We start from the raw sequence: 25,649 nt of genomic DNA on the forward strand, positions 1-25,649 counted from the left end.
GCACAACGTTGTTACGCCTCCAAAATGATGACAGGTGGGGCGGCTCCCGCTATCTCCGAAATTGCTCTTGGATTGATGAGGGGCGACTCGAGAATTCCAGACCAGAGAAGCGCCAGGGCTTGCGTACGTTCAGGCAGCGGGCCCAGGTCCGGCCCCACAACGCAGGAACGCCCCGCCCGGTGGATACCGGGCGGGGCGATCGGCTGTGGCGGCGGCTTCGCAGATGAGGGCAACAGCTTCTGGACGGTGGTCTTCAGGTCGGCCATGGCCATGCGGTGGAATCGGGGCCCGAAGGACACTCGCGCCACGCCCAGCTCCTTGAGTGTGGCCGGGTCCAGATGTTCACCGGTGTTGCCGTTGACCGGAGCGGCCAGTTCGGCGACGAGGGTGGCGATGTCGCTCTTCTGTCGCACGCCGATCGGGTAGAGGCAGTCGGCGCCGGCGTCCCGATAGAGGCGGCCCCGCCGGACCGTTTCCGCGACCCGGTCCGCTTCAGGTACTCCGCCTGCGGGGAGGAACGTGTCGACTCGGGCGTTGACGACGATCGGGACCTCGGCGTCGTCTGCCGCGGAGCGGACGTCCGCCAGCCATTGGGCGTGCGCACCGGCCTCGATCAGGCCGCCCGCCCGATGGTCGGTGTCCTCCAAATTGCAGCCGACGGCTCCGATCTCCAGCAACCGGTCCACCAGTTCACGTGGCTGCATGCCGTATCCCGCCTCGGCATCCACTGTGACCGGGACCGGCACGGCCCGGGCGATCCGTCCGGCAGCGGCGAACATCTCCTGCCACGGCGCACCCTCGCCATCGGGATAGCCGAGCATCGCCGCGATAGCGGCGCTGGTTGTGGCGACCGCGGGGAACCCTGCATCGACCACGGTCGTCGCGCTGGCCGCGTCCCACGCATTGGGCAGCACGAGCATCTCTTCGCCGTGCAGCTCGCGGAGCCTCTCGGCGCGATCCTTCAGGTCCGTCATGTCAGCGGCCATCGATATCCTCCACGTCATAAGGAAGGGCAGGTCATGGGGTGGCGTGCAAGCCATCAGGACTGTCTCGTCAGGGTCGGCGAACCCCTGCGAGTTGCCCTTGTAGGCGTGGCGGGGTCGCGCATGCGCGACCCCGCCACCGCCGCTCCAACGGGGGATTATGAAGCGGCGGGTCAGGGGGGTCAGGAGTTGGTCGGCTTGGGCGGCCGGGGCAGCTTCAGGCTGGTGAGGCCGGCGATCAGGATGAGGACGAGGCCGATCCCGAGGACCCACTCGAGCGACTGGGCATATCCGGCGACATCCCGCTGGTTCCCCAGGAAGGCCGCCGTCGCGCTCCTCCTCACCGCAGGAGGCGCAATCGGCTGGCGTGTGCAGCACGTCCAAGGTCCCTGGCCGGGGGTTCTGCCGGCGCTGGTGGTCGCGGTGCCCCTGGCCGTGTTGGTCGAGCGCGGCTGATCCGAGCGGAAACCTTGCTCCACGGCGGGGTGTGGCGGCTGGGCGACGCGATCGGCCCCACACCCAACCGCCACGCAGCGCAGAGCGTCTGCCTCGCCATCGGCCGGTTCAGCAACCGACGACAGTCTTGAATCGACTGTCCGATCGATTCGCCCAGGATCACGGCGAACTCAGCCGTTGGGCTCGTTCCCTGAGCGACGTGGCCGCCAATCGCCTTTCGCTTCCCTCATCTCGGCGATGCGCACCAGGAGTTGCTTCACACCGGCCTGTCCCTGAAGACCTGCCCGTTCGGCGATGCCGACGATGCGCATCAATGCCTGCATCTCCTGCAGATCTCAATGCAGCGACACGAAGCACTTGAGACTGCATCAGCATGACGAGTAGAAGGAGCCTCACACCGATGAGCGTGACGATCCGACCCGTGGAGAAGGCCGATGTCCGCGGACTGGCCGATCTCATCGAGGAGATCTATTCCTTGGTGACCTTGGCGTTGACACCCTCTTCACCACCCGCGAAGCCCTCGCCCCGCATACACCCGCCGGCCCAGGGGCCGAACTCGGACCTGCCTTCAGCCAATCCACGCACGCCCAGGGATTCCTCGGCCTCAGCTTGACGTTTAACGTCGTTGGTCACTCGGCCTGCTGAGATCGCCGGGTTCCCGGGGCACGTGAGACGGCCGTTCTTCACGCTTCGAGATGTCGAGTACCGAACTTGCCGGGCGCTGAAAAGGACGAGGAACAGGCCCAGGGCGAGCTCGAGGGCTCCCACCCAGGTGGCCGGGTGGTTGTCTGTGGAGGCACCTGCGGGGGAAGCGACCGCCGGTATCACCGCGCCCAGTGCCGAGAGTCCCCGGGTCCAGTCGACGGTGAAGAGGATTCCGTTGAGACGTCCCCGAGGCGTGGCGAGGATGAGGATGATGGCGATGATCGGGAGGGGGCTGACCGCGACGGCGGCCGCGAAACCCAGTACGTCACCGAGAACTGCGCCCATGGTTGCCCTCCGTGTGGGGTCCGGGGGGCGATCCAGTTGAGTAGGGCTTGGCGCGAGAGGGTGCCCCGGTCGCCTCGGCGGCGCAACGGGTCGGTGTGCGATCGGCTGTGCCACTGTCTTCACGGCCCTGCGGAAGTGGCTGCCCGAGAATTGGTGACGACTACGTACTCGTCACGTCCCACCGGTTCCATCTTCCTGCGCCCGGTCGGATCTGTCCTCGGAAGCTTCTCAGGACGGGAGGAATCAGGCTGGACCCCGCAGTGCCGGAGTTTCCCGGGAACCCACGTCAGGCGACCACAATGCCCAGGACCCGGAATGCGAGGCAGTGCATCCGCAGTGAGGATTGACATGTGAGGGCGACGGCGCCTCATGTTCGGGCGCCTGGCGACTCTCGGACCGATCCTGGGCAGGAGAATCTCACGATGACTGCGACGACAGGTGCAACCCAGTCAGCTCACCCCGAGCGCCCGGGCAGGTCGGATGGGGTCTGCAGCGAGTTCACCGTCTTCACCAAGATCAAGCCGGGCCATGCGGATGCGCTGCGTGAGGATCTCGCCATGCTCGCCAACGCGGCGGATGACGAGAGGGTCCATGCGGCGGTGCGCCAGATCGGCACCCTGCATGACGCACGGCACGTGATCTTCGACAACGACACCCGGTTCATGTTCGCCAGTGTTTTCGACGGCTCCTGGGACACCTACATCGACGACTTCGCCCAGACGGTAGTCGGGTCCCGCTTCGACAAGGTCTTCTCGCACAGCGAGGGGTTCCCCGGTGTCACCGATCCAGGGGTGAAGGACTGGTTCGTCGCCCACCAGGAGCCCGCGGGGGTCTTCGTCAGCGCCTATCCCGACCTGACCGTTCAGCAGATCTACAAGGACCATCGCGTGGACGACGCGTTCCAGGAGGTGCTGGACACCCCCGAGTTCCGGGCGGCGCTGGAGAACCCGGCCAACGCGGAGTTGGTGGCCACGCCGGCCTTCCAGAAGCTGCTGGAGGAAGCCTCGGCCTAGAACCCGGACACAGCCACCCCTCGGAGCCCACCCACCATCGGTGGACCGCGTCGGGGGGCAAGTCAGCCCCTGCAGGGCTGTCCAGGCAGAGACCGATGTGGAGGCACAAGCGACCATGAGCACAGCGGACAGCGGCAGCGCGGCCGGCGTGAGCGTCGAGATCGACGACGTTCAGAGCGGGGCACTGCGTCCGAGGCCCGTGCCGTACGAGGGAAAGTTCGTCTTCCTGCGCGTCGATGACCGCCATGCCGGGCGCGCCCTGCTGCGGCGGCTACTCCCGGTGACCTCGGGTGGTCTTCCGGGCGCGGACCGTAGCCATGATGCCTGGGTCGCTGTGGCGTTCACCTTTCAGGGACTGAGGGCCCTGGGGGTGCCCCAGGAGTCGCTGGACACCTTTCCGCGGGCGTTTCGTGAGGGCATGGCCGCTCGGGCGGAGCTGATCGGCGACGTGGGCGAGAGTGCGCCGGCCCACTGGGAGGCACCGTTCGGAACCGGTGATGTCCACATCGCGTTGAGCGCCCTCTCCTCCGATACGGCGCAGCTGGACAAGGAACTGGAGCGGGCCCGTGTCGCCTACGAGGACACACCCGGGGTCCAGGTGATCTGGCAGCAGGACGTCCATCAGCTCCCGACGGGGCGCACCACCTTCGGCTTCCGTGACGGCATCAGCCATCCGAACATCGAGGGCGTCGGACTGCCCGGCTCCAACCCGCAGGAAGCCCCCATCAAGGCGGGCGAGTTCATCCTCGGCTACCCCGACGAAACCGGCAGCCTGCCGCCCATGCCCAGCCCCGATATGTTGGGGCGCAACGGGACCTACGTGGCCGTTCGCAAGATCCACACCAACGTGGCTGCCTGGCGCCGGTACCTGCGCGCGAACAGCTCCAGCGCCGAGGAGGAGGCGCTCCTGGCGGCCAAGATGGTCGGGCGCTGGCCGAGCGGCGCGCCGCTGACGCTGACACCGGAGCATGACGATCCGGAGCTGGCGGCCGATCCGCACCGCGTCAACAACTTCCTGTACCGGGAGAACGACGACCGAGGGTACCGGTGTCCCGCCGGTGCGCACATCCGGCGCACCAACCCCCGCGATGCCACCATCATCGGCGACGCACGGATGCACCGCCTCATCCGCCGCGGGACGACCTACGGCCCGCCGCTGCCCGAGGGCGTGCTGGAGGACGACGGCGTCGACCGCGGCCTGGTCGGAGCGTTCATCGGGGCTCACCTGGAACGGCAGTTTGAGTTCATCAAGGCCGAATGGGTCAACGACGGCAACTTCATCGGCTACCCCGGCGAGAAGGACCCGGTAGCCGGGCATCACGGCGGAACCGGCAGCGTCACCATCCCGGAGAAGCCGGTCCGGCGCCGCCTGCAGAACCTGCCCAGCTTCGTGATCACCCGCGGCGGCGAGTACTGCTTCCTGCCGGGTCTGCGCGCCCTGCGCTGGCTCGCCGAACTGGAAGGCTGACAGCGATTCCCACCCTGATGTCCGGTCACGCTCTCCGAGGAGAGGTCGAAGTCATGGCAGCACAGTTCGTCCGCTACACGCCTGACGTCGAAAACGACGACCCGAACTTCGACCGCAGCGTGCAGACGGTGATCGAAAGAACCGAGAGCTACATCGCCGAGTCGGTCAACGCCGGAGGCACTGGACGGGCCCTCCGCGACGCCCACGCCAAGGGTTACGGGTTGGTCCGAGGGGAGGTGGAGATCCTGAACGGGCTGCCCCCCGAGTACGCCCAAGGCATCTACGCGACCCCGGGAACCCACGACGCGCTCATCCGCTTCTCCAACGGCTCGCCCCACGCCGGAGCCGACGCGCGACTGGGCGCCGCCACCGGACTGGCACTGAAGATGTTCGATATCCCCGGCCCCACCCTGCTGGAAGACGAACCCGACACAGGCACATTCGACTACGCCAACATCAACGGACCGATCTTCTTCTGCAACACAGTCGAGCACTACCTGTTCATCCAGGAGTTGTTCCTGAACGCCCCGGCCTACTTCTCCCAGGGCCGACCCGGCGCACATCGTTTCTTCACCGATTTCGTGACCGGAAAGGGAACGCTGGACCAGGACAACTGGGCGTGGGACGAGTTCCTGGCCTTCCTGCGCCTGTCAAAGACCCCTCCGGCAAACCTGCTGCTGTCGAGCTACTGGACCATGGGTGCGGTCCGGCACGGGGACTACATCGCCAAGGTGCGCATCACCCCCGACCCGACCTCCGCCGCCGCGGTAGTCCGGCGCACCATCGACCCGACCTCCGGGACGGAGGTCTTCCGACCGGCCCTGCAAGCCGAACTTCAGGAGCGGCCCTACGCCTTCGACATTCAGGTCCAGCTCTGCACCGACCTGGAGCGCATGCCGGTGGAGGACACCACCGTGGAGTGGCCCGAGCAGCTCTCGCCGTCCTTCACCGTGGCCAAACTGCGGCTGCCGCAGCAGGACATCTCCGAGCCGGAGAATCTGGAGAAGATGGACGCGCTGTCCTTCACGCCCTGGCGGGTCACCGCCGAACACGCGCCCCTGGGCAACATCATGCGGGCCCGCAAGGAGGTCTACCGGCGATCCTCCATTGAACGCCACAAACTCAACCAACAGCCGCGCACCGAGCCCCGCAGCGCCGACGAGGTACTTGGCCCGTCCCACTGATGAGTGCCTCGGCTGGCCCACACATGGCCCACTGGGGCTCTCATACGATCCGTTCGGGGAAGCCCAAGGTTGCAGCCCTCTCCCCTCCCGCGGTTGTCCGCGAGGTCAGTCACGGACGTCGGCGACCCCGGCCCCGCGCTGCCGACGTCGCCTGACCAGATCCCGCACCAGGCCCCAGGCGGTCCCAGCACCGATCACCAGCCACACCACACGCACCCACGCCGCACTGCTGCTACTGGCAGCTCCCCACACGGCCACGACGAGCCGCATCACCGTCCAGCCGTTGCTGTCGAGAAACGACCGTTCCCGCCCCTGCGGCACCACCTGCTCCCCCCTACGCCCAGCCGACGGGCGTACCCCTGAGACGGCGTGCGAACGCCAACCGTTGCCCCTCATCATCCAACACCCCCCTGAAACGCAAGAGGCCCCGGATCACTCCGGGGCCTCTCGGCAGGATTCGAACCTGCGGAACGGGAGGAGGGCGAACGGCACCAGGCCGCCCGCGAGCACGGGATGCATGCGCTGCGGCACTTCTACGCCTCGGTACTGCTGGACGCAGGGGAGAACATCAAGGCGTTCTCCACCTACCTGGGGCACTCTGACCCCGGCTTCACGCTCCGGACGTACACGCACCTGATGCCCAGCAGCGAGGGGCGCACCCGGAAGGCCGTGGACAGCATGTACGACGCCACCGCTTTCGCGCCTGACGGCCCACAGACGGCCCAGCACGTACGAACGGACTCCGGGCCAGAGGCGCACCGCCTCCGGCCCGGATCGTTGCTGCGTCGCCGCAGTGCGGCCGACCTGCGGTTACAGCACCGGCAGCAGGGCCTTCAGCTCGAAGGCCGTGACCTCGCTGCGGTACTCCTCCCACTCCTGCTTCTTGTTGCGCAGGAAGAAGTCGAAGACGTGCTCGCCGAGCGTCTCGGCGACCAGTTCGCTCTTCTCCATCAGGGCGATCGCCTCGCCCAGGTTCTGCGGCAGCGGCTCGATGCCCATCGCGCGGCGTTCCGCGTCGGACAGGGCCCAGACGTCGTCGTCGGCGCCGGCCGGGAGTTCGTAGCCCTCCTCTATGCCCTTGAGGCCCGCGGCGAGGAGCACCGCGTACGTCAGGTAGGGGTTGGCGCCGGAGTCGATGGAGCGGACCTCCACGCGGGCGGAGCCGGTCTTGCCGGGCTTGTACATGGGTACGCGGATGAGCGCGGAGCGGTTGTTGTGGCCCCAGCAGATGTACGAGGGGGCTTCGCCGCCGGCACCCGCTGCGCGGGAGGAGCCGCCCCAGATGCGCTTGTAGGAGTTGACCCACTGGTTGGTCACGGCGGAGATCTCCGCGGCGTGGGTGAGCAGGCCGGCGATGAAGGAGCGGCCGACCTTGGACAGCTGGTATTCGGCGCCCGATTCGTAGAAGGCATTGCGGTCGCCCTCGAAGAGGGACAGGTGGGTGTGCATGCCGGAGCCGGGGTACTCGGAGAACGGCTTCGGCATGAACGTCGCCTGCACGCCCTGCTCCAGCGCGACCTGCTTCATCACCAGGCGGAAGGTCATGATGTTGTCGGCGGTGGAGAGCGCGTCCGCGTACCGCAGGTCGATCTCCTGCTGGCCGGGGGCGCCCTCGTGGTGGCTGAACTCGACCGAGATGCCCATGGATTCGAGCATGGTGATCGCCTGGCGGCGGAAGTCCATGCCGACGTTCTGCGGGGTGTGGTCGAAGTAACCGGAGCTGTCGGCGGGGGTGGGGCGGCTGCCGTCGACCGGCTTGTCCTTCAGCAGGAAGAACTCGATCTCCGGGTGGGTGTAGAAGGTGAAGCCCAGGTCGGAGGTCTTGGCGAGGATGCGCTTGAGGACATAGCGCGGGTCGGCGAAGGACGGCGAGCCGTCGGGCATCAGGATGTCGCAGAACATCCGGGCCGTGCCGGGGGCCTCCGCGCGCCAGGGCAGGATCTGGAACGTGCCCGGGTCCGGCTTGGCGATCATGTCCGACTCGTACACCCGGGCGAAGCCCTCGATGGCGGAGCCGTCGAAGCCGATGCCCTCGTCAAACGCCTGTTCCAGCTCGGCGGGGGCCACGGCAACGGACTTGAGGTAGCCGAGGACATCGGTGAACCACAGCCGTACGAAGCGGATGTCGCGCTCCTCAAGTGTTCTGAGGACGAATTCCTGCTGCTTGTCCATAGCCACATCCTTGCAGTTCAGACGGTCCGTGCACCACCGCCCGGGGTGAGGGAGGAGTTCCAGTGTCACGACCCCGGATTTCACCCAGATTACGCACACGACGTGAGATGGAGCACTCGGCCACCCACTACGATCGGCGCCCATGGTGCGCAAGGGGTGGAGCGGTTTCGCGACGGCCCGGTGCGTACCTGTTCTTCCGACCGCTTCTTGTCCATCCTCTCCCCTTCGCAGAAGGACCTGACGACATGAGCTTCGACCGCAGAACCCGCATAGAGCACATGCGCAACGCCGACCGCGCGCGTGAGCGCCGCAATCGTGTGCTGGCCATAAGCCTGAGCGTCCTCGTCGTCGCGGGTCTGGTCGGTTTCGGCTCGTACCTGGTGCTGGACAAGTCCGAGGCCTCGGAGAAGAAGCGGGACGCCCAAGCGCAGGATGCCAAGGCACCCGGGACGGACCCGAAGAAGTCGGCCGACGGGCCGATCGCCGGGCTGAAGACGTGGGACGCGAAGACGCTGACCCGCAACCACGTCACCACGCCGGTCACGTACCCGATGAAACCCCCGGTCGGCGGCGACCACAACCCCGTGTGGATGAACTGCGACGGCGAGGTGTACAAGAAGGCGATCCCCGACGTGAACGCCGTGCACTCGCTGGAGCACGGATCGGTGTGGGTGACGTACACGGACCAGGCCTCGGACGCCGACGTGACGAGGCTCGCCGAGCGGGTCGGCAGAACGCCCTACACGCTGATGAGCCCGTACGAGGGCCAGGCCGGGACGATCACGCTGAGTGCCTGGGGCAATCAGGTGACGGTGGACGGTGCCGACGACCCGCGGGTCGACCGGTTCTTCGCCAAGTTCGTGCAGGGGTCGCAGACGCCCGAACCGGGTGCGGCGTGCACGGGTGGGCTGGGGGCCCAGTGACGGTGGTGACACGCGACCGGCGCGTCCAGTGGGTGGCGGGCTCCGCCGTCGCGCTCGCGCTGCTGCTCGCGGGGGTGGCGACGGTCGCCTCCGCGCGGGGCGGGGGCAAGGGTACGGACCGTGTCGCCGCGCCCGCCCCGCGCACGCCCGCGGTGGATTCCGCGGACGCCGGTTTCGCCCGCGACATGGCGGTCCACCATCAGCAGGCCGTGGAGATGTCGTTCCTCGTGCGTGACCGTACGGGCGACGAGGAGGTACGCCGCCTCGCGTACGACATCGCCAATACGCAGGCCAACCAGCGGGGCATGATGCTCGGCTGGCTGGACCTGTGGGAGCTGCCCAAGGCCACCGCTCAGGAGCCGATGGCCTGGATGGCGGGCGGGCACGAGGGCCACGACATGGCGGGCATGGACGGTATGGCGGGCATGGACGGGACGGCGGGGCCGGGGTCCCGGTACCGGGCCCATGACGGCTCCCTGATGCCCGGCATGGCCACCAGGACCGAGCTGGACCGGCTCCGCGCGGCGAGTGGCAGGAAGGCCGAGGTCCTGTACCTCCAGCTGATGACCGACCACCACAAGGGCGGCATCGCCATGGCCCGCGGCTGCGCCCGGCTGTGCACGGTGAAGGTGGAGAAGCGTCTCGCCCAGGGGATGGTCGAGGCCCAGCAGTCCGAGCTGGACGTGATGGCCGGAATGCTGGCGGCGCGAGGGGCGAAACCCCGGTCCTGAAAGATTCCCGCCGAGCCGCACATGCACCCGAACGGGTGATAGCGGTCGCGTACCCCGAACGGGCCCATGACGATGGGTTCGCTCGGGGTCGTACAGCATGCCCACCGGCACGCAGGAGGAGTCCCTCATGACCACCGCCAAGGACATCATGCACACCGGGGCCACCTGGATCCCCGCACACGAGACACTCGACCGCGCCGCACAGCTGATGCGCGACCACCATGTGGGCGCGCTGCCCATCTCCGCCGAAGGCGAGCAGGACCGGATGATCGGCATCCTCACGGACCGCGACATCGTGATCGGCTGTGTGGCGAGGGGGCACGACCCGTCGAAGATGACCGCGGGCGACCTCGCCCACGGCACCCCTCGCTGGATCGACTCGGGCGCGGACGTGGAGATGGTTCTGGAGGAGATGCAGACCCATCGGATCCGTCGGCTTCCGGTGGTCGAGAACAAGAAGCTGATCGGCATGATCAGCGAAGCCGACCTGGCGCAGCACCTCACCGACGAGCAGATCGCCTGCTGGGTGGAGAAGGTCTACGCCCCCAGCAGCTGACCGGCTCGCGAACACCCGGCTCGATGGCCCGGCACCCCTTGCACGAGGGGTACCGGGCCATCGTCCGATCCACCCCCGCAGGCCCCGGCAGAGATGCGGAGATACGTTTCCGCGCGCGCCCTATACCCAGCGGGGGTAGGGTGCTCGACATGACTCCGAGTAGATGCGCGACGTACGGACAGTTGTTCCTGTTCGTCGCGCTGCTCATCGGCATCGTCCACCTCCTCGGAGGTGGCGCGGCGCGAGTGTCGCCGGTGCCGGTGCCGGATTCCCGGCCGGGCCGCGGAGGCTGCGCCCTGTTGTCGGTGCTGCGCATATAGGAGGGGCACCTCCCCCTCCCCCAGCAGACCGAAATACCGACAACACCCCGAGGTGCTCTCCGTTATGCGCACTCCACCCACCCGACGCGCCGTGCTCGGCGCCGCTGTCACCACTGCCGGTACGGCAGTCCTGGCATCCTGCTCCGGCGATTCCGACACGGGCCGCAGCGGTACGAACTCCGGCAGCCCGAACGCCGGCGGTGCGAACCACGGGACCGCTCCCCGCGGGAAGTCCGGGGGCGAGTACGTCTCCCCCGACGGGGAGGAGGTCGCCGCGGCCGAGGCCAGGCGGACCTCCGGCCCCGTACGGAAGATCGGTCTCACGGCCACCCCGTCCCGCCTGGATCTGGGCGGCGGGCTCGTCGTCGGCTCCTGGGCCTACGAATCCCGGCTGCCCGGCCCGGAAATGCGGCTCACGGTGGGCGACGTCGTCGCGCTCAACCTCGCCAATCACCTTCCGGCGGCGACCACCCTGCACTGGCACGGGCTCAACGTGCGCAACGACATGGACGGCGTACCCGACCTGACCCAGAGGCCCATCAAGCCGGGCGCGGAATTCGCGTACCGCTTCAAGGTGCCGCACCCGGGGACGTACTGGTTCCATCCGCACACGGGCGTCCAGCAGGATCGTGGCCTGTACGCGCCGCTGATCGTCGAGGACCCGAAGGAGCCGCTCAAGTACGACAAGGAGTGGGTCGTCGTCCTCGACGACTGGGTCGACGGGGTGGGCGGCTCCACGCCCGACGAGGTGCTCGACGAACTCAGCGGGGGCAGGGGCGGCATGGACCACGGCGGTTCGAGCCACGACGGTTCCGGCCGCGACGGTTCCGGCCGCGACGGTTCCGGCCGCGACGGTTCGGACCACGACGAGATGGACGACAAGGGCGATCCGGGGGACAACGGCCACGGCGGGTCCCCCAGGGACCCCCGGACCCCCAAGTCCGCCAAGCGGCGCTCCGGCCCCTCGCGGATCATGAGGGATTCCTACAGCAAACTGCTCGAAAGCCACGGGGGCAATGTCGACTACCCCTACTACCTGATCAACGGCCGCGTGCCGAAGGCCCCCACGTCCTTCACCGCCAAGCCCGGCGACCGTATCCGGCTGCGCATCATCAACGCGGGCGGGGACACCGCTTTCCGTGTCGCGCTCGGCGGTCACCGGATGACGATCACGCACACCGACGGCTACCCCGTCCGGCACACCACGACGGACGCCCTGCTGCTGGGCATGGGCGAACGGTACGACGTGGTGGTGACCGCCGGGGACGGGGTGTTCCCGCTGACCGCGCTCGCCGAGGGCAAGCGGGCGTCGGCGCTGGCCCTGCTCCGTACCGGAAAGGGCACGGCGCCCACCGCCTCCGTACGGCCGAAGGAGCTGGACGGAAAGCTGGTGGAGGCGTTCGACCTGTCGCCGGACGAATCCGTGGCGCTGTCCGTCCGCAAGGCCGACCGGACCTTGCGGTTCAAGCTGACCGGCAGCATGAGAGCGTACGACTGGGCCTTCGACCGCAAGCCGTACAACCCCGGACAGCGCCATCCGGTCAGGGCGGGCGAGCGGGTCAGGCTGGAGTTCTACAACGTCACGTCGATGTGGCACCCCGTTCATCTGCACGGGCACTCGTTCGGCCTGGTGGGACCCGCCGGGCCGGAGCACCGGGCCTCCCGGCGGGGGCAGGCCGCGTGGGCGCGCAAGGACACCGTGATCGTCCGGCCGCACAGCTCGATGGCCGTCGAGTTCGACGCGGACAACCCGGGTCTGTGGATGCTCCACTGCCACAACATCTACCACTCGGACGTGGGCATGATGACGGTCGTCGGCTACCGCCGCTGACCCGTTCCTGGCGGGCGGCCGGACGATCGCGCCGCCCGCCAGGACATCGCGTCAGTCAGACGATTACACTGGTCCGCGTGCCTCAACTACGCCTCGCACTGAATCAGATCGACTCGACCGTCGGTGATCTTCCCGGCAACGCCGAGGCGATCGTCCACTGGACCCGGCACTCCGCCGAACAGGGTGCCCATCTGGTGGCGTTCCCCGAGATGATGCTGACCGGCTACCCCGTCGAGGACCTGGCCCTGCGGTCGTCCTTCGTCGAGGCCTCGCGTCAGGCGCTGCGCGCGCTCGCCGCCCGTCTCGACGCGGAGGGCTTCGGGGAGCTGCCGGTCGTCGTCGGCTTCCTCGACCGTTCCGAGACGGCCCAGCCGCGCTACGGACAGCCCGCCGGCGCCCCGCAGAACGCCGCCGCGGTGCTGCACCGCGGGCAGGTCGCGCTGACCTTCGCCAAGCACCACCTCCCCAATTACGGCGTGTTCGACGAGTTCCGGTACTTCGTACCGGGCGACTCGATGCCGGTCATCCGGGTCCACGGCGTCGACGTGGCGCTCGCGATCTGCGAGGACCTCTGGCAGGACGGCGGCCGGGTGCCGGCCGCGCGGGCGGCCGGTGCCGGGCTGCTGCTGTCGATCAACGCCTCGCCGTACGAGCGGGACAAGGACGACACCCGGCTGGAACTGGTCCGCAAGCGCGCCCAGGAGGCCGGCTGCACCACCGCGTACCTGGCGATGATCGGCGGCCAGGACGAGCTGGTCTTCGACGGCGACTCGATCGTCGTCGACCGGGACGGCGAAGTGATCGCCCGCGCCCCGCAGTTCGCCGAGGGCTGCGTCGTCCTCGACCTGGACCTGCCGGCCGCCTCGGCCGTGGCCCCGTCCGGTGTCGTCAACGACAGGCTGCGGATCGACCGCGTGGTGCTCTCCGGGGAGCCCCTGCCGGCGTACGAGGCGGAGCTGGCCGGCGGTTACGCGGAGCGGCTCGACGACGACGAGGAGCTGTACTCGGCGCTGGTCGTGGGCCTGCGCGCGTACGCCGCCAAGAACGGCTTCAGCAGTGTGCTGATCGGGCTCTCCGGCGGGATCGACTCGGCGCTGGTCGCGGCCATCGCCTGCGACGCGCTGGGGGCACAGAACGTGTACGGCATCTCGATGCCGTCGAAGTACTCCTCGGACCACTCCAAGGACGACGCGGCCGAGCTGGCCCGTCGTACCGGGCTCAATTTCCGCACCGTACCGATCGAGCCGATGTTCGACGCGTACATGGGCTCGCTGGGGCTCACGGGCCTCGCCGAGGAGAACCTCCAGTCGCGGCTGCGCGGCACGACGCTGATGGCCGTCTCCAACCAGGAGGGCCAGATCGTCCTCGCCCCGGGCAACAAGTCCGAACTGGCGGTCGGCTACTCGACGCTGTACGGCGACTCGGTCGGGGCGTACGGGCCGATCAAGGACGTCTACAAGACGTCGATCTTCCGCCTCGCGAAGTGGCGCAACCGCGCCGCCGAGCAGCGCGGGCAGACCCCGCCGATCCCGGAGGCGTCCATCACCAAGCCGCCCAGCGCCGAGCTGCGCCCGGGACAGGTCGACACCGACTCGCTGCCCGACTACGACGTACTGGACCGGATCCTGGAGCTGTACGTCGACCGGGACCAGGGGCTGGACGAGATCGTCGCGGCCGGGTTCGACGCGGCGCTGGTGGCGAAGACGCTGCGGATGGTGGACACGGCGGAGTACAAGCGGCGGCAGTACCCGCCGGGCACGAAGATCTCCCCGAAGGGCTTCGGCAAGGACCGCCGGCTGCCGATCACCAATCGGTGGCGCGAGTCGGCCCGATGAGCGGACACCGGTGGCGCGCGTCGGCCCGATGAGCGGACACCGGTGGCGCGCGTCAGCCCGATGAGCCGATATCGGTGGCGCGCGTCGGCCTGAGCGGTCGGTCACCGGGGGCGTCCGGTGGCCGGTTCGTCCCCGGCCGCCGGACGGGCTCGCTGCGGCCGGTCGCCGCGTGGAACGGAAGCGCCGGAGGGGCTTGACCATCAAGTCCCTCCGGCGCTTCGCGCTTCCGTGCGCGTCCACCCGGGTCTCGTCACGCGCGGGCCGCGCATCCGCCGGGCCACCACCCTCGACGCCCCCGGCGCGCGCTCCCGGTCCAGTACGCCCGCCGTGACCGCCACCGCGAGTCCGGTGACCGCCAGGACCGCGCCGACCAGGGCCGGGGACGTCCACCCCCGGCCCGCCGCGATCGCCGTGCCGCCCAGCCACGCACCGCCGGCGTTGGCGAGGTTGTTCCCGCGGGTGAGCGGACGGTTTCGTCAGAGTTCCACGCGCGCGGCGATCGGAAGGTGGTCGCTGTCCGTCGCCGGGAGTGTCCACGACGACATCGGTTCGACGCCCCTCACCATGATCTGGTCGATCCGCGCCATCGGGAACGAGGCCGGCCAGCTGAAGCCGAAGCCGTCGCCGGCCGCGCCCTGGGTGGACCGCATCTGCGAGGTGACCGCGTTGAGCGAGCGGTCGTTCATCGTGCCGTTGAGGTCACCGAGCAGGATCACCTTGCCGAGCCGTTCGCCGGCGATGGCCGTGCCCAGGGCGTCGGCGCTGTCGTCGCGCTGGTTGGCGGTGAATCCGGCGTGCAGTTTGACGCGTACGGACGGCAGGTGGGCCACGTAGACGGCGACGTCGCCCTCGGGTGTGCGCACCGTGGAGCGCATCGCCCGGGTCCAGCCCATCTTGATGTCGACCGGCCGGGTGCTGCTCATCGGGTACTTGCTCCACAGGCCGACGGTCCCCTGTACCGAGTGGTACGGGAAGTGGCCGGCGAGCGCCGCCTTGTACGTCGGCACCTGGTCGCTCGGGAGCTCCTGCAGGGCGACGATGTCGGCGCCGGAGCCCGCGACCTGCCGGGCGGTGCCCGCGGGGTCGGGGTTGTCCGCGTTGACGTTGTGGGTGGCCACGGTCAGGTCCCCGCCGCTGCCCGACTTGTCGGAGAACATCAGCCCGCCGAAGAGGTTGAGCCAGACCGCGACCGGCAGCAGCAGGGCGATCAGCGCGGTCGCCGAGCGGCGTACCAGGCCCAGGATCAGCAGCAGCGGGACGCATACGCCGATCCACGGCAGGAACGTCTCGGTGAGGCTGCCCAGGTTGCCGATGGTGTTCGGGATCTCCGCGTGGAAGACCATCACGAGGGTGAGGAGGACCGCGCAGACGGCGAGGACGATTCCGCGCCGCCAGATGTCCTTGTCGCGGATCCGTCTGTCGAGCAGGCCCCGGAAGCGGGATCCGGACCCGGCGCGCTGCGGCTCCGCACGGTCGTTTCCGGTGTCCGGTCCGTACGCCTGCACCATCGCGCTTCCTCACTGCCTTGCCTTGCGTGTCGCCGCGCCCTCGACCCTAGGCGATGGGCGGCGTGATTCCCGTCGTCCACGACGGCCGTACTGTCACGAGGACGACGGGCGGGGTCCGGAGAGTTCCGGCCGGGAGGGATCTGCGGCGGCTTGTGACAGAACGATCACACTCGGGCGGGCAGCCGCCCGTGGCGGGCCACGCAGGTCAGCCCTCCGTGGTGAGCCGGACAAGTCAGCCGTCCGTGGCGGCGGGGCGGGGGGCGAGGCCCTCCGTCAGTGCCTGGATGATGCGGTCCGCGAGGTCCTCGGGCAGCGGCGCGTCGGGGCGGTGGATGGTGCGTACGAGCATGGGCCCCAGGAACAGGTCGTCCATCAGTTCCACGTCCAGGTCCCCGCGGAGCTCGCCCGCGTCGACCGCCCGCTGTACGGCGGCCAGCATGGCGACGCGGCGGGGGGCGATGACGGTGCAGTGGTATTCGGTCCACAGCTTGGGGTGGCTCTTCATCTGCGCGAAGACGTTGTGGAGCAGGACGGAGGAGCGCTGGGCGAGGCCGCGCCGGCGCAACGACTCCAGCAGCAGCCGCAGGTCGTCGAGTCCAGCGGTGCCGGAGACGGCGGGTTCCGAGGGTTCGACGTCGCGCAGGACGTCGACGAAGAGCTCCTCCTTGCCGCTCCACCTCCGATAGATGGTCGCCTTGCCGACCCCGGCGGTCCGGGCAATGCGTTCGATGGACAGGCCGGCGAGGGGCTCACCGGCCTCCAGCAGTTCGACGACGGCGTCCAGGATCGCCCGCTCGGCCGCCGCGCTGCGCGGTCGGCCCCTGCGCGGTTCCGCATCTTGCCGGACCGGGCACTTCCGGTCCTGCGCCTGCGTCTCTGGCTGCGCTTCTGCCTGTGCCTCGACCGGTGCCGCTGCCGATGCCTCTGCCGCTGCCTCTGCCTCTGCCTCTGCCTCTGCCTCTGCCCGCACGTGAACCCACCTCTCGCCGCACCGCCCGCCGCCTCCACTTCGATTCTCGCCGACTGCCGCGGTACCTCTGTGGGCCGCCCCCGGGTCCGGGTCCCGGGGATCTGTCCGGCACCCGGGGCGGCGTGTTTCAGCTCGCCGGGGCCGTCACCGGTCCGCCCCGGCACGCACCGGCCGTTCGCTCTCGCCGGACTCCCCGGCCCCCCGTGCGGCAGGCACCTTCCCCGGCAGGAACAGCCCGACCACGATCATGCCCACCAGGGCAATGGCCGCCGAACCGATGGCGGTGACATGCATCGCCTTCAGGAACGCGTCGTGCGCGGCGGCGACCAGCGGGACACCCGCCGGCCCCAGCTTGTCCGCGATGCCGAGCGTGGCCTCGATCGACTCCCCCGCCGCCTCCCTGGCACCGGCCGGAACGGCACCGAGGTGCCCCTCCATGCTGCCGCGGTAGACGGTGGACAGCACCGAGCCGAGCACCGCGATCCCGAGCGCCCCGCCGACCTGCCGGAACGTGTTGTTGACCGCCGATCCGGAACCGGCCTTCTCCCTGGGCAGCGCCTGCATCACGGAAACCGTGACCGGCGTCATCACATGGGCCATGCCCGTGCCTTGGACGAAGAAGAGCACGCACAGCACCCAGACCGGTGTGGTGGCGTCGAACAGCGCGAACGCGGCCAGGCCGGCCGCGACCAGCAGCATCCCGACGGTGCAGACCGCACGGGCACCGAACCGGTCGACGACCAGCCGGGCACGCGGCGCGAAGATCATCTGGGCGGCGGCCAGCGGCAGGATCAGCAGACCGGACTGGAGCGCGCTCCAGCCGCGCACGCTCTGCATGTAGAAGGCGGAGAAGAAGGTCACGCCCATCAGCGCGAAGAAGACCAGCGCTATGGCGGCGACGGCCGCGGAGAACGACGGCTCCTTGAAGTACGAGATGTCGAGGGCCGGGTGGCTGCTGCGCTTCTCGTACGCGACGAACCCGGCCAGGACGACCAGGCCGCCGATGACCGAGGCCAGCACGGCGGGGTCGGCGAAGTCGGCGAGCTGGCCGCCGCGAATGATGCCGTACACCAGCAGGACCAGGCCGACGACGGACAGCAGGACACCGAGCGGGTCGATCCGGCCGGGGTTGGGATCCTTGGAGTCCGGCACCAGCGCCACCATCGCGATCAGCGCGACGATCACCACGGGCACATTGACCAGGAAGATCGAGCCCCACCAGAAGTGTTCGAGCAGCAGTCCGCCGGTGATCGGGCCGATCGCGATGGCGAGGCCGACGCTGCCGGCCCATATCCCGATGGCCTTGGGCTGCTCGTCGCGTTCGAAGACGTTCATCAGGACGGCGAGCGTGGCCGGCATGACGAACGCGGCGCCGAAGCCCATCACGGCACGCCAGGTGATCAGTTCCCCGGGCGAGTCGGACATGGCCGCCAGGGCGGAGCCGACACCGAAGAGCAGGATGCCGAAGAGCAGTACCTTCTTCCGGCCGACGCGGTCACCGAGCAGGCCCGCGGTGAAGAGGAGGCCCGCGAAGACGAGGGTGTAGGCGTTGATCGCCCATTCCAGCTCGCTCTGGGTGGCCCCCAGGCCGGTGGGTGCGGGGCTGGCGATGGTCTTGACCGCGACGTTCAGGATCGAGTTGTCCAGCACCACTATGAGCAGGCTGAACATCAGAACGACGAGGATCGCCCAACGGCGGCGGTGGACCGCATCAGGGACCCGGGGCAGGGCGGCTCGAGCGCCCGACGGTATTGACATGTCCGGAGCCTATACGATTTCGATACGATACCGTCTCGTATTGGCAAGTCTTTACCGGGTGCCGTCGGTGTGCGTGCGCGGGCCCACTTCCCGTGGACGGGCACGGGATGCCACCATGGAACCGGTCCGGGGACGCCGACAGGGCGCCTCGAGATGACGAAGGAGCCGTTGGCAATGTCGCTGCAGGCTGCGCAGAGCAAGTCCGCCGCATCCCCCGCGGGTGCCCCCACCGACAGCAGCAAGGCGCTGTACGGAGGCAAGAGCACCCGCCGTATCTCCATCCATGACATCGCCGCCGCCACCGAGCGCGGCGAGAAGTGGCCCATGCTCACCGCCTATGACGCGATGACCGCGTCCGTCTTCGACGAGGCCGGTATCCCGGTCATGCTCGTCGGCGACTCCATGGGTAACTGTCACCTCGGTTACGAGACCACCGTGCCCGTCACGATGGACGAGATCGCCATCCTCTCCGCCGCTGTCGTACGGGGCACCAAGCGCGCCCTGATCGTCGGCGACCTGCCCTTCGGGGCGTACCAGGAGGGGCCCGTCCAGGCCCTGCGCAACGCCACCCGGCTGGTCAAGGAGGCCGGTGTCGGTGCGGTCAAGCTGGAGGGCGGTGAGCGCAGCCACGAGCAGATCCGGCTGCTGGTCGACGCCGGTATTCCGGTCATGGCCCACATCGGTCTGACCCCGCAGTCCGTCAACGCGATGGGCTACCGGGTGCAGGGCCGCGGCGAGGAGGCCGCCCAGCAGCTGCTGCGCGACGCCAAGGCCGTGCAGGACGCGGGCGCGTTCGCCGTCGTCCTGGAGCTCGTACCGGCCGAGCTGGCCGCCGAGGTCACCCGCACCCTGCACATCCCGACCGTCGGCATCGGCGCCGGTCCCGACACGGACGCCCAGGTGCTGGTCTACACCGACATGGTCGGGCTGACCGGCGGCAAGGTGCCGCGCTTCACCAAGCAGTACGCGAACCTGCGCCAGGTGCTGGGTGACGCGGCGAAGGAGTTCGCGGAGGAGGTCGTGGGCGGCAGCTTCCCGGCCCCCGAGCACACCTTCCACTGATCCCCCCGGGGCCCGGCCGTCCGTACCGGCCCCGGCACGGACCACTGCCCGCACCACCGACAGCCCGCCGACATCCCCCATCGGCGGGCTGTCGGCCTGTTGTCGGTCCGTTTGTCGGCCCGTTGTCGGTCTGTTGTAGGTGGACTGTCGGTGGCGTCTGGTCCCATGGAGGGCATGACGCGAATCGACAAGAACCCCAGGAGCGGCACGAACGCCGTCGAGGTCCGGGGGCTGGTCAAGCACTACGGCTCGACCAAGGCTCTGGACGGCGTGGACCTCGATGTCCGCGAGGGCACCGTGCTCGGTGTGCTCGGCCCCAACGGCGCCGGCAAGACCACGCTCGTACGCTGCCTGTCCACGCTGATCCTGCCCGACGCCGGACACGCCACCGTGGCGGGCTACGACGTGGTGAAGCAGCCCCGGCAGCTGCGCCGCACCATCGGTCTGACCGGGCAGTACGCCTCGGTCGACGAGAAACTCTCCGGCTGGGAGAACCTCTACATGATCGGGCGGCTGCTCGATCTGCCGCGCAGGACCGCCCGGTCCCGGGCCGACCAGCTCCTGGAGCGGTTCTCGCTCAACGACGCGGCCAGGAAGGCCGCGATGGACTACTCCGGCGGCATGCGGCGCCGGCTCGACCTGGCCGCCTCGATGATCGGCAGCCCGGCCGTCCTCTACCTGGACGAGCCGACGACGGGGCTGGACCCCCGGACCCGTAACGAGGTCTGGGACGAGGTGCAGCGAATGGTCGCGGAGGGGGCGACCGTGCTGCTCACCACCCAGTACATGGAAGAGGCCGAGCAGCTCGCCAACGAGCTGACCGTCATCGACAGGGGCAAAATCATCGCCCGCGGCGGGGTGAACGAGCTGAAGGCCAAGGTCGGCGGCCGCACCCTGCAGATCCGGCCGTCGGACCCGGCGCAGCTGCCCGCGATGGCGCAGGCGATCCGGGAGGCCGGCCTGGACGGGGTCTCGGGCGCGCAGGCCGTCCCGGACGAGGGACTGCTGTACGTACCGATCCTCAGCGACGAGCAGCTGACCGCCGTCATCGGCCTGCTCGGCACCCGGGGCTTCTCCCTGGCGCACGTCGCCACCGCGCTGCCCAGCCTGGACGAGGTCTTCCTGGCCATCACCGGCGAGAAGTCCGCTTCCGCCGCCGCATCGATCCCCGAGGAGGTCGCGGCATGAGCACAGCGACTCTGACGCCCGCCCCCGCCGGGACCGCGCCGGCGAAGCCACTCCACGACGAGGGCCGAATCGGGCTGCGCAGCAATCTGCGCCACATCGGTGCGCTGGTTCGGCGCAATCTGCTCCAGATCAAGAAGGATCCGGAGTCGATGTTCGACGCGCTCCTGATGCCGGTCATCTTCACTCTGCTGTTCGTGTACGTATTCGGCGGTTCGGTCGGCGGCAGCATGGGCGGCGGCCGGCAGGAGTACCTGAACTATCTGATCCCCGGCCTGATGGCGATGATGGGCATGAACATCGCCATGGCGGTCGGCACCGGTGTCAACGACGACTTCCGCAAGGGCGTCATGGACCGGTTCCGGACGATGCCGATCGCCCGCTCCTCGGTGCTCATCGCCAAGATCGTGGTCGAGCTCGGCCGGATGATGGTCGCCACCCTGATCCTGCTGGGTATGGGCTTCGCGCTCGGTATGGAACTGCAGACCTCGGTTCTCGGGCTGATCGGGGCGATCGCGCTGTCGGCGGTGTTCGGTGCCGCCATCATGTGGATCTTCATCCTGCTCGGACTGACCATGAAGACGGCCCAGGCGGTTCAGGGGATCGGGATGCTCGTGCTGATGCCGCTCCAGTTCGGCTCCTCGATCTTCGCCCCGACCAGGACGATGCCCGGCTGGCTCCAGACGTTCACCGACTACAACCCGCTGTCCAACCTGGCGGACGCTGCGCGCGGACTGATGATGGGCGGACCGATCGCCCACTCGGTGTGGGTGACGCTCGGTTGGGCTGCGGTGATCACCGCAGTGATGGCGCCGCTCGCGGTCGCCAAGTTCCGCAAGAAGTCCTGAGACGCGGTCCGATGCCGGCCGGTGCCAGGTGCCCGTGCCGATGCCGATGCCGGCGTCGGCGTCGGCGTCGGTGCGCGGTCGGTGTCGGCGTCGGCGTCGGTGCGCGGTCGGCGTCGGCATCGGCGTCGGCGTCGGCGTCGGTGCGCGGTCGGCGTCGGCATCGGCATCGGCATCGGCGCGCGGTCGGCCGGTGGTCGGCGCCGGTACGTACGCGGCCGGCCGGCGGTCCGGGCCGCGGTTCACTCCCGGTACGCGTCGACGAGGGCGGTGGCCTCCTCCATAGTGAGGCCGCCGCCCTCGGCGTACGCGGCGTCGTACGCGGCCCGGCCGAGGACGGCGACGGCCTGTTCCTCCGCCTTCGCGTAGTCGTGCCGCTCCATCGATGTCGGCACATGCCCCCGGGGCAGCAGTGCCCGGCGGGCCCCCAGCAGCCGGGCCGCGACCATGGCCCGTCGCTCGCCGCCGATTCCGGCCAACGCCCGTGCGAGGGTGACGAGATGGATGACGGACATCTGGGGTGCCACCATCTGCGACAGCGGCTCGTGGGACCGCGCCAGCGCTTCCAGACCCCGGGACAGGGCCTCGGTGTACAGTCCGTCCTCGTTGTCGAGCCAGGCCAGCCCGCCCGTCACGAACCCCTCGAAGACCGCCATGGTCTCGGAGCGGAACTCCTCGCGCAGCACGGCCAGTTGATCGCGCGCCTCACTGGTACGGCCGCTGCGGCCCAGCCACAGCGCGAGCTGGAGCCTGGCCGCGGGCCTCGCCTCGTGCCCCGTCCCGTGCTCCTGGGCAATCACCTCGCGGAGGATCTTCTCGCCCTCGTCGCCACGGCCCATTTCGGTGAGGGCGGACGCGTATCTGGCACGCAGGACCGACACCTGGGACTGGGCGCCGAGCCGCTGCGCGTAGCCGATGGCCGACCGGTAGTCGTCGGCCGCGCGGGCGTAGTCGCCCCGTTTCTCGTTGGCCTCACCCCGGGAGGAGAGTGCTTCGGCGACGCCCCAGTCGTCGCCGAGCCGGCTGAAGATCTCCAGGCTCTCGTCCGCGTCCGCCCGGGCGTCGCCCGCCCACTCGACCCGGTTGGCCAGGACGTTCGCCCGCATCTGGAGGGCTCCGGCCAGCTCCCACTCGTAGCCGTACTCGCGGCTGGCGCGGACCGTTTCGTCCAGCAGTTCCCGCAGATCACCTGCCTCCCCGGTGAGCATGACGGCGAAGAACCAGAGCGACGCGGGGGTGCGGCAGGTCTGCGGCTGGCCCGCCCGGTAGGTGTCCGCGATGACGCGCAGCCGGGCCATGCCCTTCTTGTCGGCCCACACGTTCCTGGAGTGGTCCATGCTGACCAGTTGGACCAGGGCCACCTGGCGCCGCGCCTCCTGGAGCAGTTCGGGCGACATCGGCGGCGGCGCGTCGGTGCAGCGTTCATGGAGGGACGGCGCGGGCTCGGCGGGCGGTGCGAAGGGGTCGGGGCCCAGCGCGGCGGTCGCGTCGGCCCACTGCAGGGCATCGGTGCGCAGATCACGCATCTGCCAGTACCAGCAGAGCGACAGCACCATGCAGAGCGCCTCCTGCTCGTCGCGGGCGGCGACGGCGCGGCGCAGGGCGGTGCGGAAGTTCTCGTACTCGCGCTGGAGGAGGTCGATGGCGGACCGCTGTCCGGCGCCGCGGAGTTCGGGGTCCGTGGTACGGGCCAGCTCCCGGAAGTACACCAGGTGGCGGCGCTCCGCGGCATCGCGCTCCCCGGCCCCGTCGAGCCGTTCGGCGGCGTATTCACCGACGGTCTCCAGAAGCCGGTAGCGCATCTCGCCGTCATCGGCGGGCGCGGCGACGACGAGGGACTTGTCGACGAGCGAGCCGAGCAGCCCGGCGACCTCAAGCACGTCCTGTGGCGCGTCGGCGCAGACGGCCTCGGCAGCGGCCAGGGTGCAGCCGCCCGCGAAGACCGACAGGCGGCGCAGGACGGCGCGTTCGGCATCGTCGAGAAGGTCCCAGGACCAGTCGACGACGGCGCGCAGGGTCTGCTGTCGGGGCAGTACGGTACGGGCCCCGCTGGTCAAGAGGCGGAACCGGTCGTCGAGCCGGTCGGCGATCTGGCGCGGGGTGAGCATCCGCAGCCGGGCGGCGGCGAGTTCGATGGCGAGCGGCAGTCCGTCGAGGCGGCGGCAGATCTCGGTGGCGGCGGCCGCGGTCTCCTCGTCGGCGTCGATCCGGAAGCCGGGCCGCGCGGCGGCGCCGCGGTCGGCGAGCAGCCGGAGCGCCATCGGGTCGGGCAGCGGGTCGACGGGGCGGACGAACTCGCCCGGCACGCCGAGGGGTTCACGGCTGGTCGCGAGCACGGTGAGTTCCGGACAGTGGGCGAGCAGATGGTCCGCGAGGGCGGCGGCGGCCCCGACGAGGTGCTCGCAGTTGTCCAGGAGGAGCAGCATGCGGCGCCGGGAGCAGTGCTCGGTGAGGCGTACGAGGGGGTCGCCCGCGTTCCCTTCGACGACCCGGAGTTCCTCGGCGCCCGCTCCGCGCAGCACGGTCTCGCGGGCGCCGACGGCGGTCAGCACGGCCTCCGGTACGGCCTCGGGGTCGTCGACGGGGGCGAGTTCGGCCAGCCAGACGCCGTCCGGCCAGGCGGGCGCGACGGATTCGGCGGCCTCCTGGGAGAGCCGGGTCTTGCCCGCGCCGCCGGGGCCCAGGAGGGTGACCAGCCGGGCGTGCGCGAGGTCCTCGCGCAGGGTGTCGATGTCCCCCTCGCGCCCGACGAAGCTGGTGAGCCGGGCCCGGAGGTTTCCCTGTGGCGGGGCGGTGGGGGGCCGGTGCGGGTGGGCAGCCGTGGCGGGGTTTGTCGCGGTGGCGGGGGTGGCAGGCCCGGTCTCCGGGGCCTCAGTGGCCACCCCCACCGGGGCCACGCCACCCGCGGTACGCGCCGGTCCCGTCGACTCCTGGCTGAGCAATTCGGCGTGCAGGGCGCGCAGTTCGGGTCCGGGGTCGGTGCCGAGCCGGTCGGCGAGGACGGTGCGCACCTCGTCGTACGCGGCCAGCGCCTGTGCCGTACGCCCGGCGTCGCGCAGCGCCCGCAGCCGCAGCACCTGGAGCGGTTCGTCGATCGGGTGCTCGGCGCAGAGGGCGGCCAGTTCGGGCAGGGCCTCGTCGGCGCGGCCGAGCGCGAGGTCCGCGGCCAGCCTGCCGCGGCGGGCGTCCAGGCGCCGGGTCGCCCAGCGGGCCGCGAGGGCGCCGCGGTCGGGCAGGTCGGCCAGGGCCGGTCCGCGCCACAGGGCGAGCGCGCCGTCGAAGGCGGTCACGGCCTTCGCCGCGTCGCCCTCCTCCAGCGCCCGCGCCGCCTCCCCCGCGAGCCGCTCGAAGCGGTACAGGTCGACCGCGTCCGGCTCGGCGGCGAGCTTGTAGCCGCTCTCCGCCGAGGCGACCGCCGCATGGCCGAGGGCCCGCCGCAGCCGTCCGACGAGTGCCTGCAGGGCGCCCACCGCGTCGGCCGGCGGGTCGCCGTCCCACACCTCGTCGACGAGCACGGTGGCCGGGACGGTGCGGCCGGGGCGCAGGGCGAGGACGGTGAGCAGGGCGCGCAGCCGCGCCCCGCCGAGCGCGACGGCCGTGCCGTCGTCGCGGAGTACCTGGGTGGTGCCGAGGATGCAGTAGCGCACGCGCCTATTCTCCGTGACGGGGATCGGTCGGTGAATCGGACGGTGGACATACGTACGTCCGCACCCGCGTGCGGTATGTGCGCGGTGCGCACCGTGTGCCGGGGTCGTTCGTCATGGCCCCACCCTTTACGGAACCACCGCCCCGATGCGAGACGTTCACGACGTGTCGCCTGTACGGTCGCTCTCGCCGCGCACCGCCCCGTCCCCCTTCC

22 protein-coding genes and 1 pseudogene are annotated in these 25,649 nt (G+C 69.9%); 13 read left to right on the plus strand and 10 right to left on the minus strand.

What is annotated here, in order from left to right:
• Nucleotides 1–11: 11 nt before the first annotated feature.
• From OG306_RS10285 to OG306_RS10300, 4 genes are all read right to left on the minus strand, one after another.
• Nucleotides 12–986: an isocitrate lyase/PEP mutase family protein gene (locus OG306_RS10285; protein WP_371665240.1), complete on the minus strand. Its 975-nt coding sequence runs from the start codon at nucleotides 984–986 to the stop codon at nucleotides 12–14.
• Between the two features lie 179 nt (nucleotides 987–1,165).
• Nucleotides 1,166–1,327 (minus strand): hypothetical protein, encoded by a 162-nt coding sequence (locus tag OG306_RS10290; RefSeq protein WP_266745798.1) that lies wholly within the window; start codon nucleotides 1,325–1,327, stop codon nucleotides 1,166–1,168.
• Nucleotides 1,328–1,609: 282 nt separating this feature from the next.
• Nucleotides 1,610–1,762, minus strand: a complete 153-nt coding sequence (locus tag OG306_RS10295; RefSeq protein WP_266745799.1) for a hypothetical protein — start codon at nucleotides 1,760–1,762, stop codon at nucleotides 1,610–1,612.
• Nucleotides 1,763–1,907: 145 nt separating this feature from the next.
• Nucleotides 1,908–2,429: a GAP family protein gene (locus OG306_RS10300; RefSeq protein WP_327259352.1), complete on the minus strand. Its 522-nt coding sequence runs from the start codon at nucleotides 2,427–2,429 to the stop codon at nucleotides 1,908–1,910.
• A gap of 422 nt (nucleotides 2,430–2,851) precedes the next feature.
• Between OG306_RS10300 and OG306_RS10305 the strand changes: the two genes are divergently transcribed.
• From OG306_RS10305 to OG306_RS10315, 3 genes are all read left to right on the plus strand, one after another.
• A complete protein-coding gene (locus OG306_RS10305; RefSeq protein WP_266745801.1) occupies nucleotides 2,852–3,442 on the plus strand; it encodes a hypothetical protein in 591 nt (196 codons plus the stop codon).
• Nucleotides 3,443–3,557: 115 nt separating this feature from the next.
• On the plus strand, nucleotides 3,558–4,910 hold the full coding sequence (locus OG306_RS10310; protein ID WP_266745802.1) for a Dyp-type peroxidase: 1,353 nt from the start codon (nucleotides 3,558–3,560) through the stop codon (nucleotides 4,908–4,910).
• Between the two features lie 53 nt (nucleotides 4,911–4,963).
• Nucleotides 4,964–6,094: a catalase family protein gene (locus tag OG306_RS10315; RefSeq protein ID WP_266745803.1), complete on the plus strand. Its 1,131-nt coding sequence runs from the start codon at nucleotides 4,964–4,966 to the stop codon at nucleotides 6,092–6,094.
• A 105-nt stretch (nucleotides 6,095–6,199) separates the two neighbouring features.
• Here OG306_RS10315 and OG306_RS10320 read toward each other — a convergent pair whose 3' ends face one another.
• Nucleotides 6,200–6,415: a hypothetical protein gene (locus OG306_RS10320; RefSeq protein WP_266745804.1), complete on the minus strand. Its 216-nt coding sequence runs from the start codon at nucleotides 6,413–6,415 to the stop codon at nucleotides 6,200–6,202.
• Between the two features lie 147 nt (nucleotides 6,416–6,562).
• Between OG306_RS10320 and OG306_RS10325 the strand changes: the two are divergent.
• A pseudogene (locus tag OG306_RS10325) lies at nucleotides 6,563–6,820 on the plus strand (tyrosine-type recombinase/integrase); the annotation flags it as partial.
• Between the two features lie 84 nt (nucleotides 6,821–6,904).
• Here the strand turns inward: OG306_RS10325 and glnA are convergent.
• Complete coding sequence (gene glnA, locus OG306_RS10330; protein ID WP_072483343.1) at nucleotides 6,905–8,266, minus strand: type I glutamate--ammonia ligase; 1,362 nt, start codon at nucleotides 8,264–8,266, stop codon at nucleotides 6,905–6,907.
• Nucleotides 8,267–8,511: 245 nt separating this feature from the next.
• Here glnA and OG306_RS10335 point away from each other — a divergent pair, with 245 nt between their 5' ends.
• The 6 genes from OG306_RS10335 (at nucleotide 8,512) to OG306_RS10360 (ending at nucleotide 14,462) form a co-directional block, all read left to right on the plus strand.
• Entirely contained in the window at nucleotides 8,512–9,189 is a 678-nt protein-coding gene (locus OG306_RS10335) for a DUF3105 domain-containing protein (RefSeq protein ID WP_266745805.1), read from the plus strand.
• 2 nt (nucleotides 9,190–9,191) lie between these two features.
• Nucleotides 9,192–9,920 (plus strand): DUF305 domain-containing protein, encoded by a 729-nt coding sequence (locus OG306_RS10340; protein WP_266752147.1) that lies wholly within the window; start codon nucleotides 9,192–9,194, stop codon nucleotides 9,918–9,920.
• A 127-nt stretch (nucleotides 9,921–10,047) separates the two neighbouring features.
• The gene (locus OG306_RS10345; protein ID WP_266745806.1) at nucleotides 10,048–10,476 is read left to right on the plus strand and encodes a CBS domain-containing protein; all 429 of its coding nucleotides are present in this window, start codon (nucleotides 10,048–10,050) and stop codon (nucleotides 10,474–10,476) included.
• Between the two features lie 149 nt (nucleotides 10,477–10,625).
• On the plus strand, nucleotides 10,626–10,796 hold the full coding sequence (locus OG306_RS10350; RefSeq protein ID WP_266745807.1) for a hypothetical protein: 171 nt from the start codon (nucleotides 10,626–10,628) through the stop codon (nucleotides 10,794–10,796).
• A gap of 64 nt (nucleotides 10,797–10,860) precedes the next feature.
• Nucleotides 10,861–12,627 (plus strand): multicopper oxidase family protein, encoded by a 1,767-nt coding sequence (locus OG306_RS10355; protein WP_266906875.1) that lies wholly within the window; start codon nucleotides 10,861–10,863, stop codon nucleotides 12,625–12,627.
• Between the two features lie 77 nt (nucleotides 12,628–12,704).
• A complete protein-coding gene (locus tag OG306_RS10360; RefSeq protein WP_266745809.1) occupies nucleotides 12,705–14,462 on the plus strand; it encodes an NAD+ synthase in 1,758 nt (585 codons plus the stop codon).
• Nucleotides 14,463–14,938: 476 nt separating this feature from the next.
• On the opposite strand, the gene OG306_RS10365 is transcribed toward OG306_RS10360, so the two are convergent.
• From OG306_RS10365 to OG306_RS10375, 3 genes are all read right to left on the minus strand, one after another.
• Nucleotides 14,939–15,889, minus strand: a complete 951-nt coding sequence (locus OG306_RS10365) for an endonuclease/exonuclease/phosphatase family protein (protein ID WP_371666224.1) — start codon at nucleotides 15,887–15,889, stop codon at nucleotides 14,939–14,941.
• A gap of 313 nt (nucleotides 15,890–16,202) precedes the next feature.
• Nucleotides 16,203–16,940, minus strand: a complete 738-nt coding sequence (locus tag OG306_RS10370; RefSeq protein ID WP_371665241.1) for a TetR/AcrR family transcriptional regulator — start codon at nucleotides 16,938–16,940, stop codon at nucleotides 16,203–16,205.
• 144 nt (nucleotides 16,941–17,084) lie between these two features.
• Complete coding sequence (locus OG306_RS10375) at nucleotides 17,085–18,698, minus strand: MFS transporter (protein ID WP_266745812.1); 1,614 nt, start codon at nucleotides 18,696–18,698, stop codon at nucleotides 17,085–17,087.
• Between the two features lie 174 nt (nucleotides 18,699–18,872).
• Between OG306_RS10375 and panB the strand changes: the two genes are divergently transcribed.
• From panB to OG306_RS10390, 3 genes are all read left to right on the plus strand, one after another.
• Nucleotides 18,873–19,760 (plus strand): 3-methyl-2-oxobutanoate hydroxymethyltransferase, encoded by an 888-nt coding sequence (gene panB / locus OG306_RS10380; protein ID WP_266745813.1) that lies wholly within the window; start codon nucleotides 18,873–18,875, stop codon nucleotides 19,758–19,760.
• Between the two features lie 165 nt (nucleotides 19,761–19,925).
• Complete coding sequence (locus tag OG306_RS10385; protein ID WP_266752148.1) at nucleotides 19,926–20,948, plus strand: ATP-binding cassette domain-containing protein; 1,023 nt, start codon at nucleotides 19,926–19,928, stop codon at nucleotides 20,946–20,948.
• Entirely contained in the window at nucleotides 20,945–21,793 is an 849-nt protein-coding gene (locus tag OG306_RS10390; RefSeq protein WP_266745814.1) for an ABC transporter permease, read from the plus strand. Before OG306_RS10385 ends, OG306_RS10390 begins: the two co-directional genes overlap by 4 nt.
• 239 nt (nucleotides 21,794–22,032) lie before the next feature.
• Here the strand turns inward: OG306_RS10390 and OG306_RS10395 are convergent, their stop codons facing one another.
• A complete protein-coding gene (locus tag OG306_RS10395) occupies nucleotides 22,033–25,437 on the minus strand; it encodes an AfsR/SARP family transcriptional regulator (protein ID WP_266745815.1) in 3,405 nt (1,134 codons plus the stop codon).
• Nucleotides 25,438–25,649 lie beyond the last annotated feature (212 nt).

Source organism: Streptomyces sp. NBC_01241, assembly GCF_041435435.1.
Taxonomy (GTDB): Bacteria; Actinomycetota; Actinomycetes; order Streptomycetales; family Streptomycetaceae; genus Streptomyces.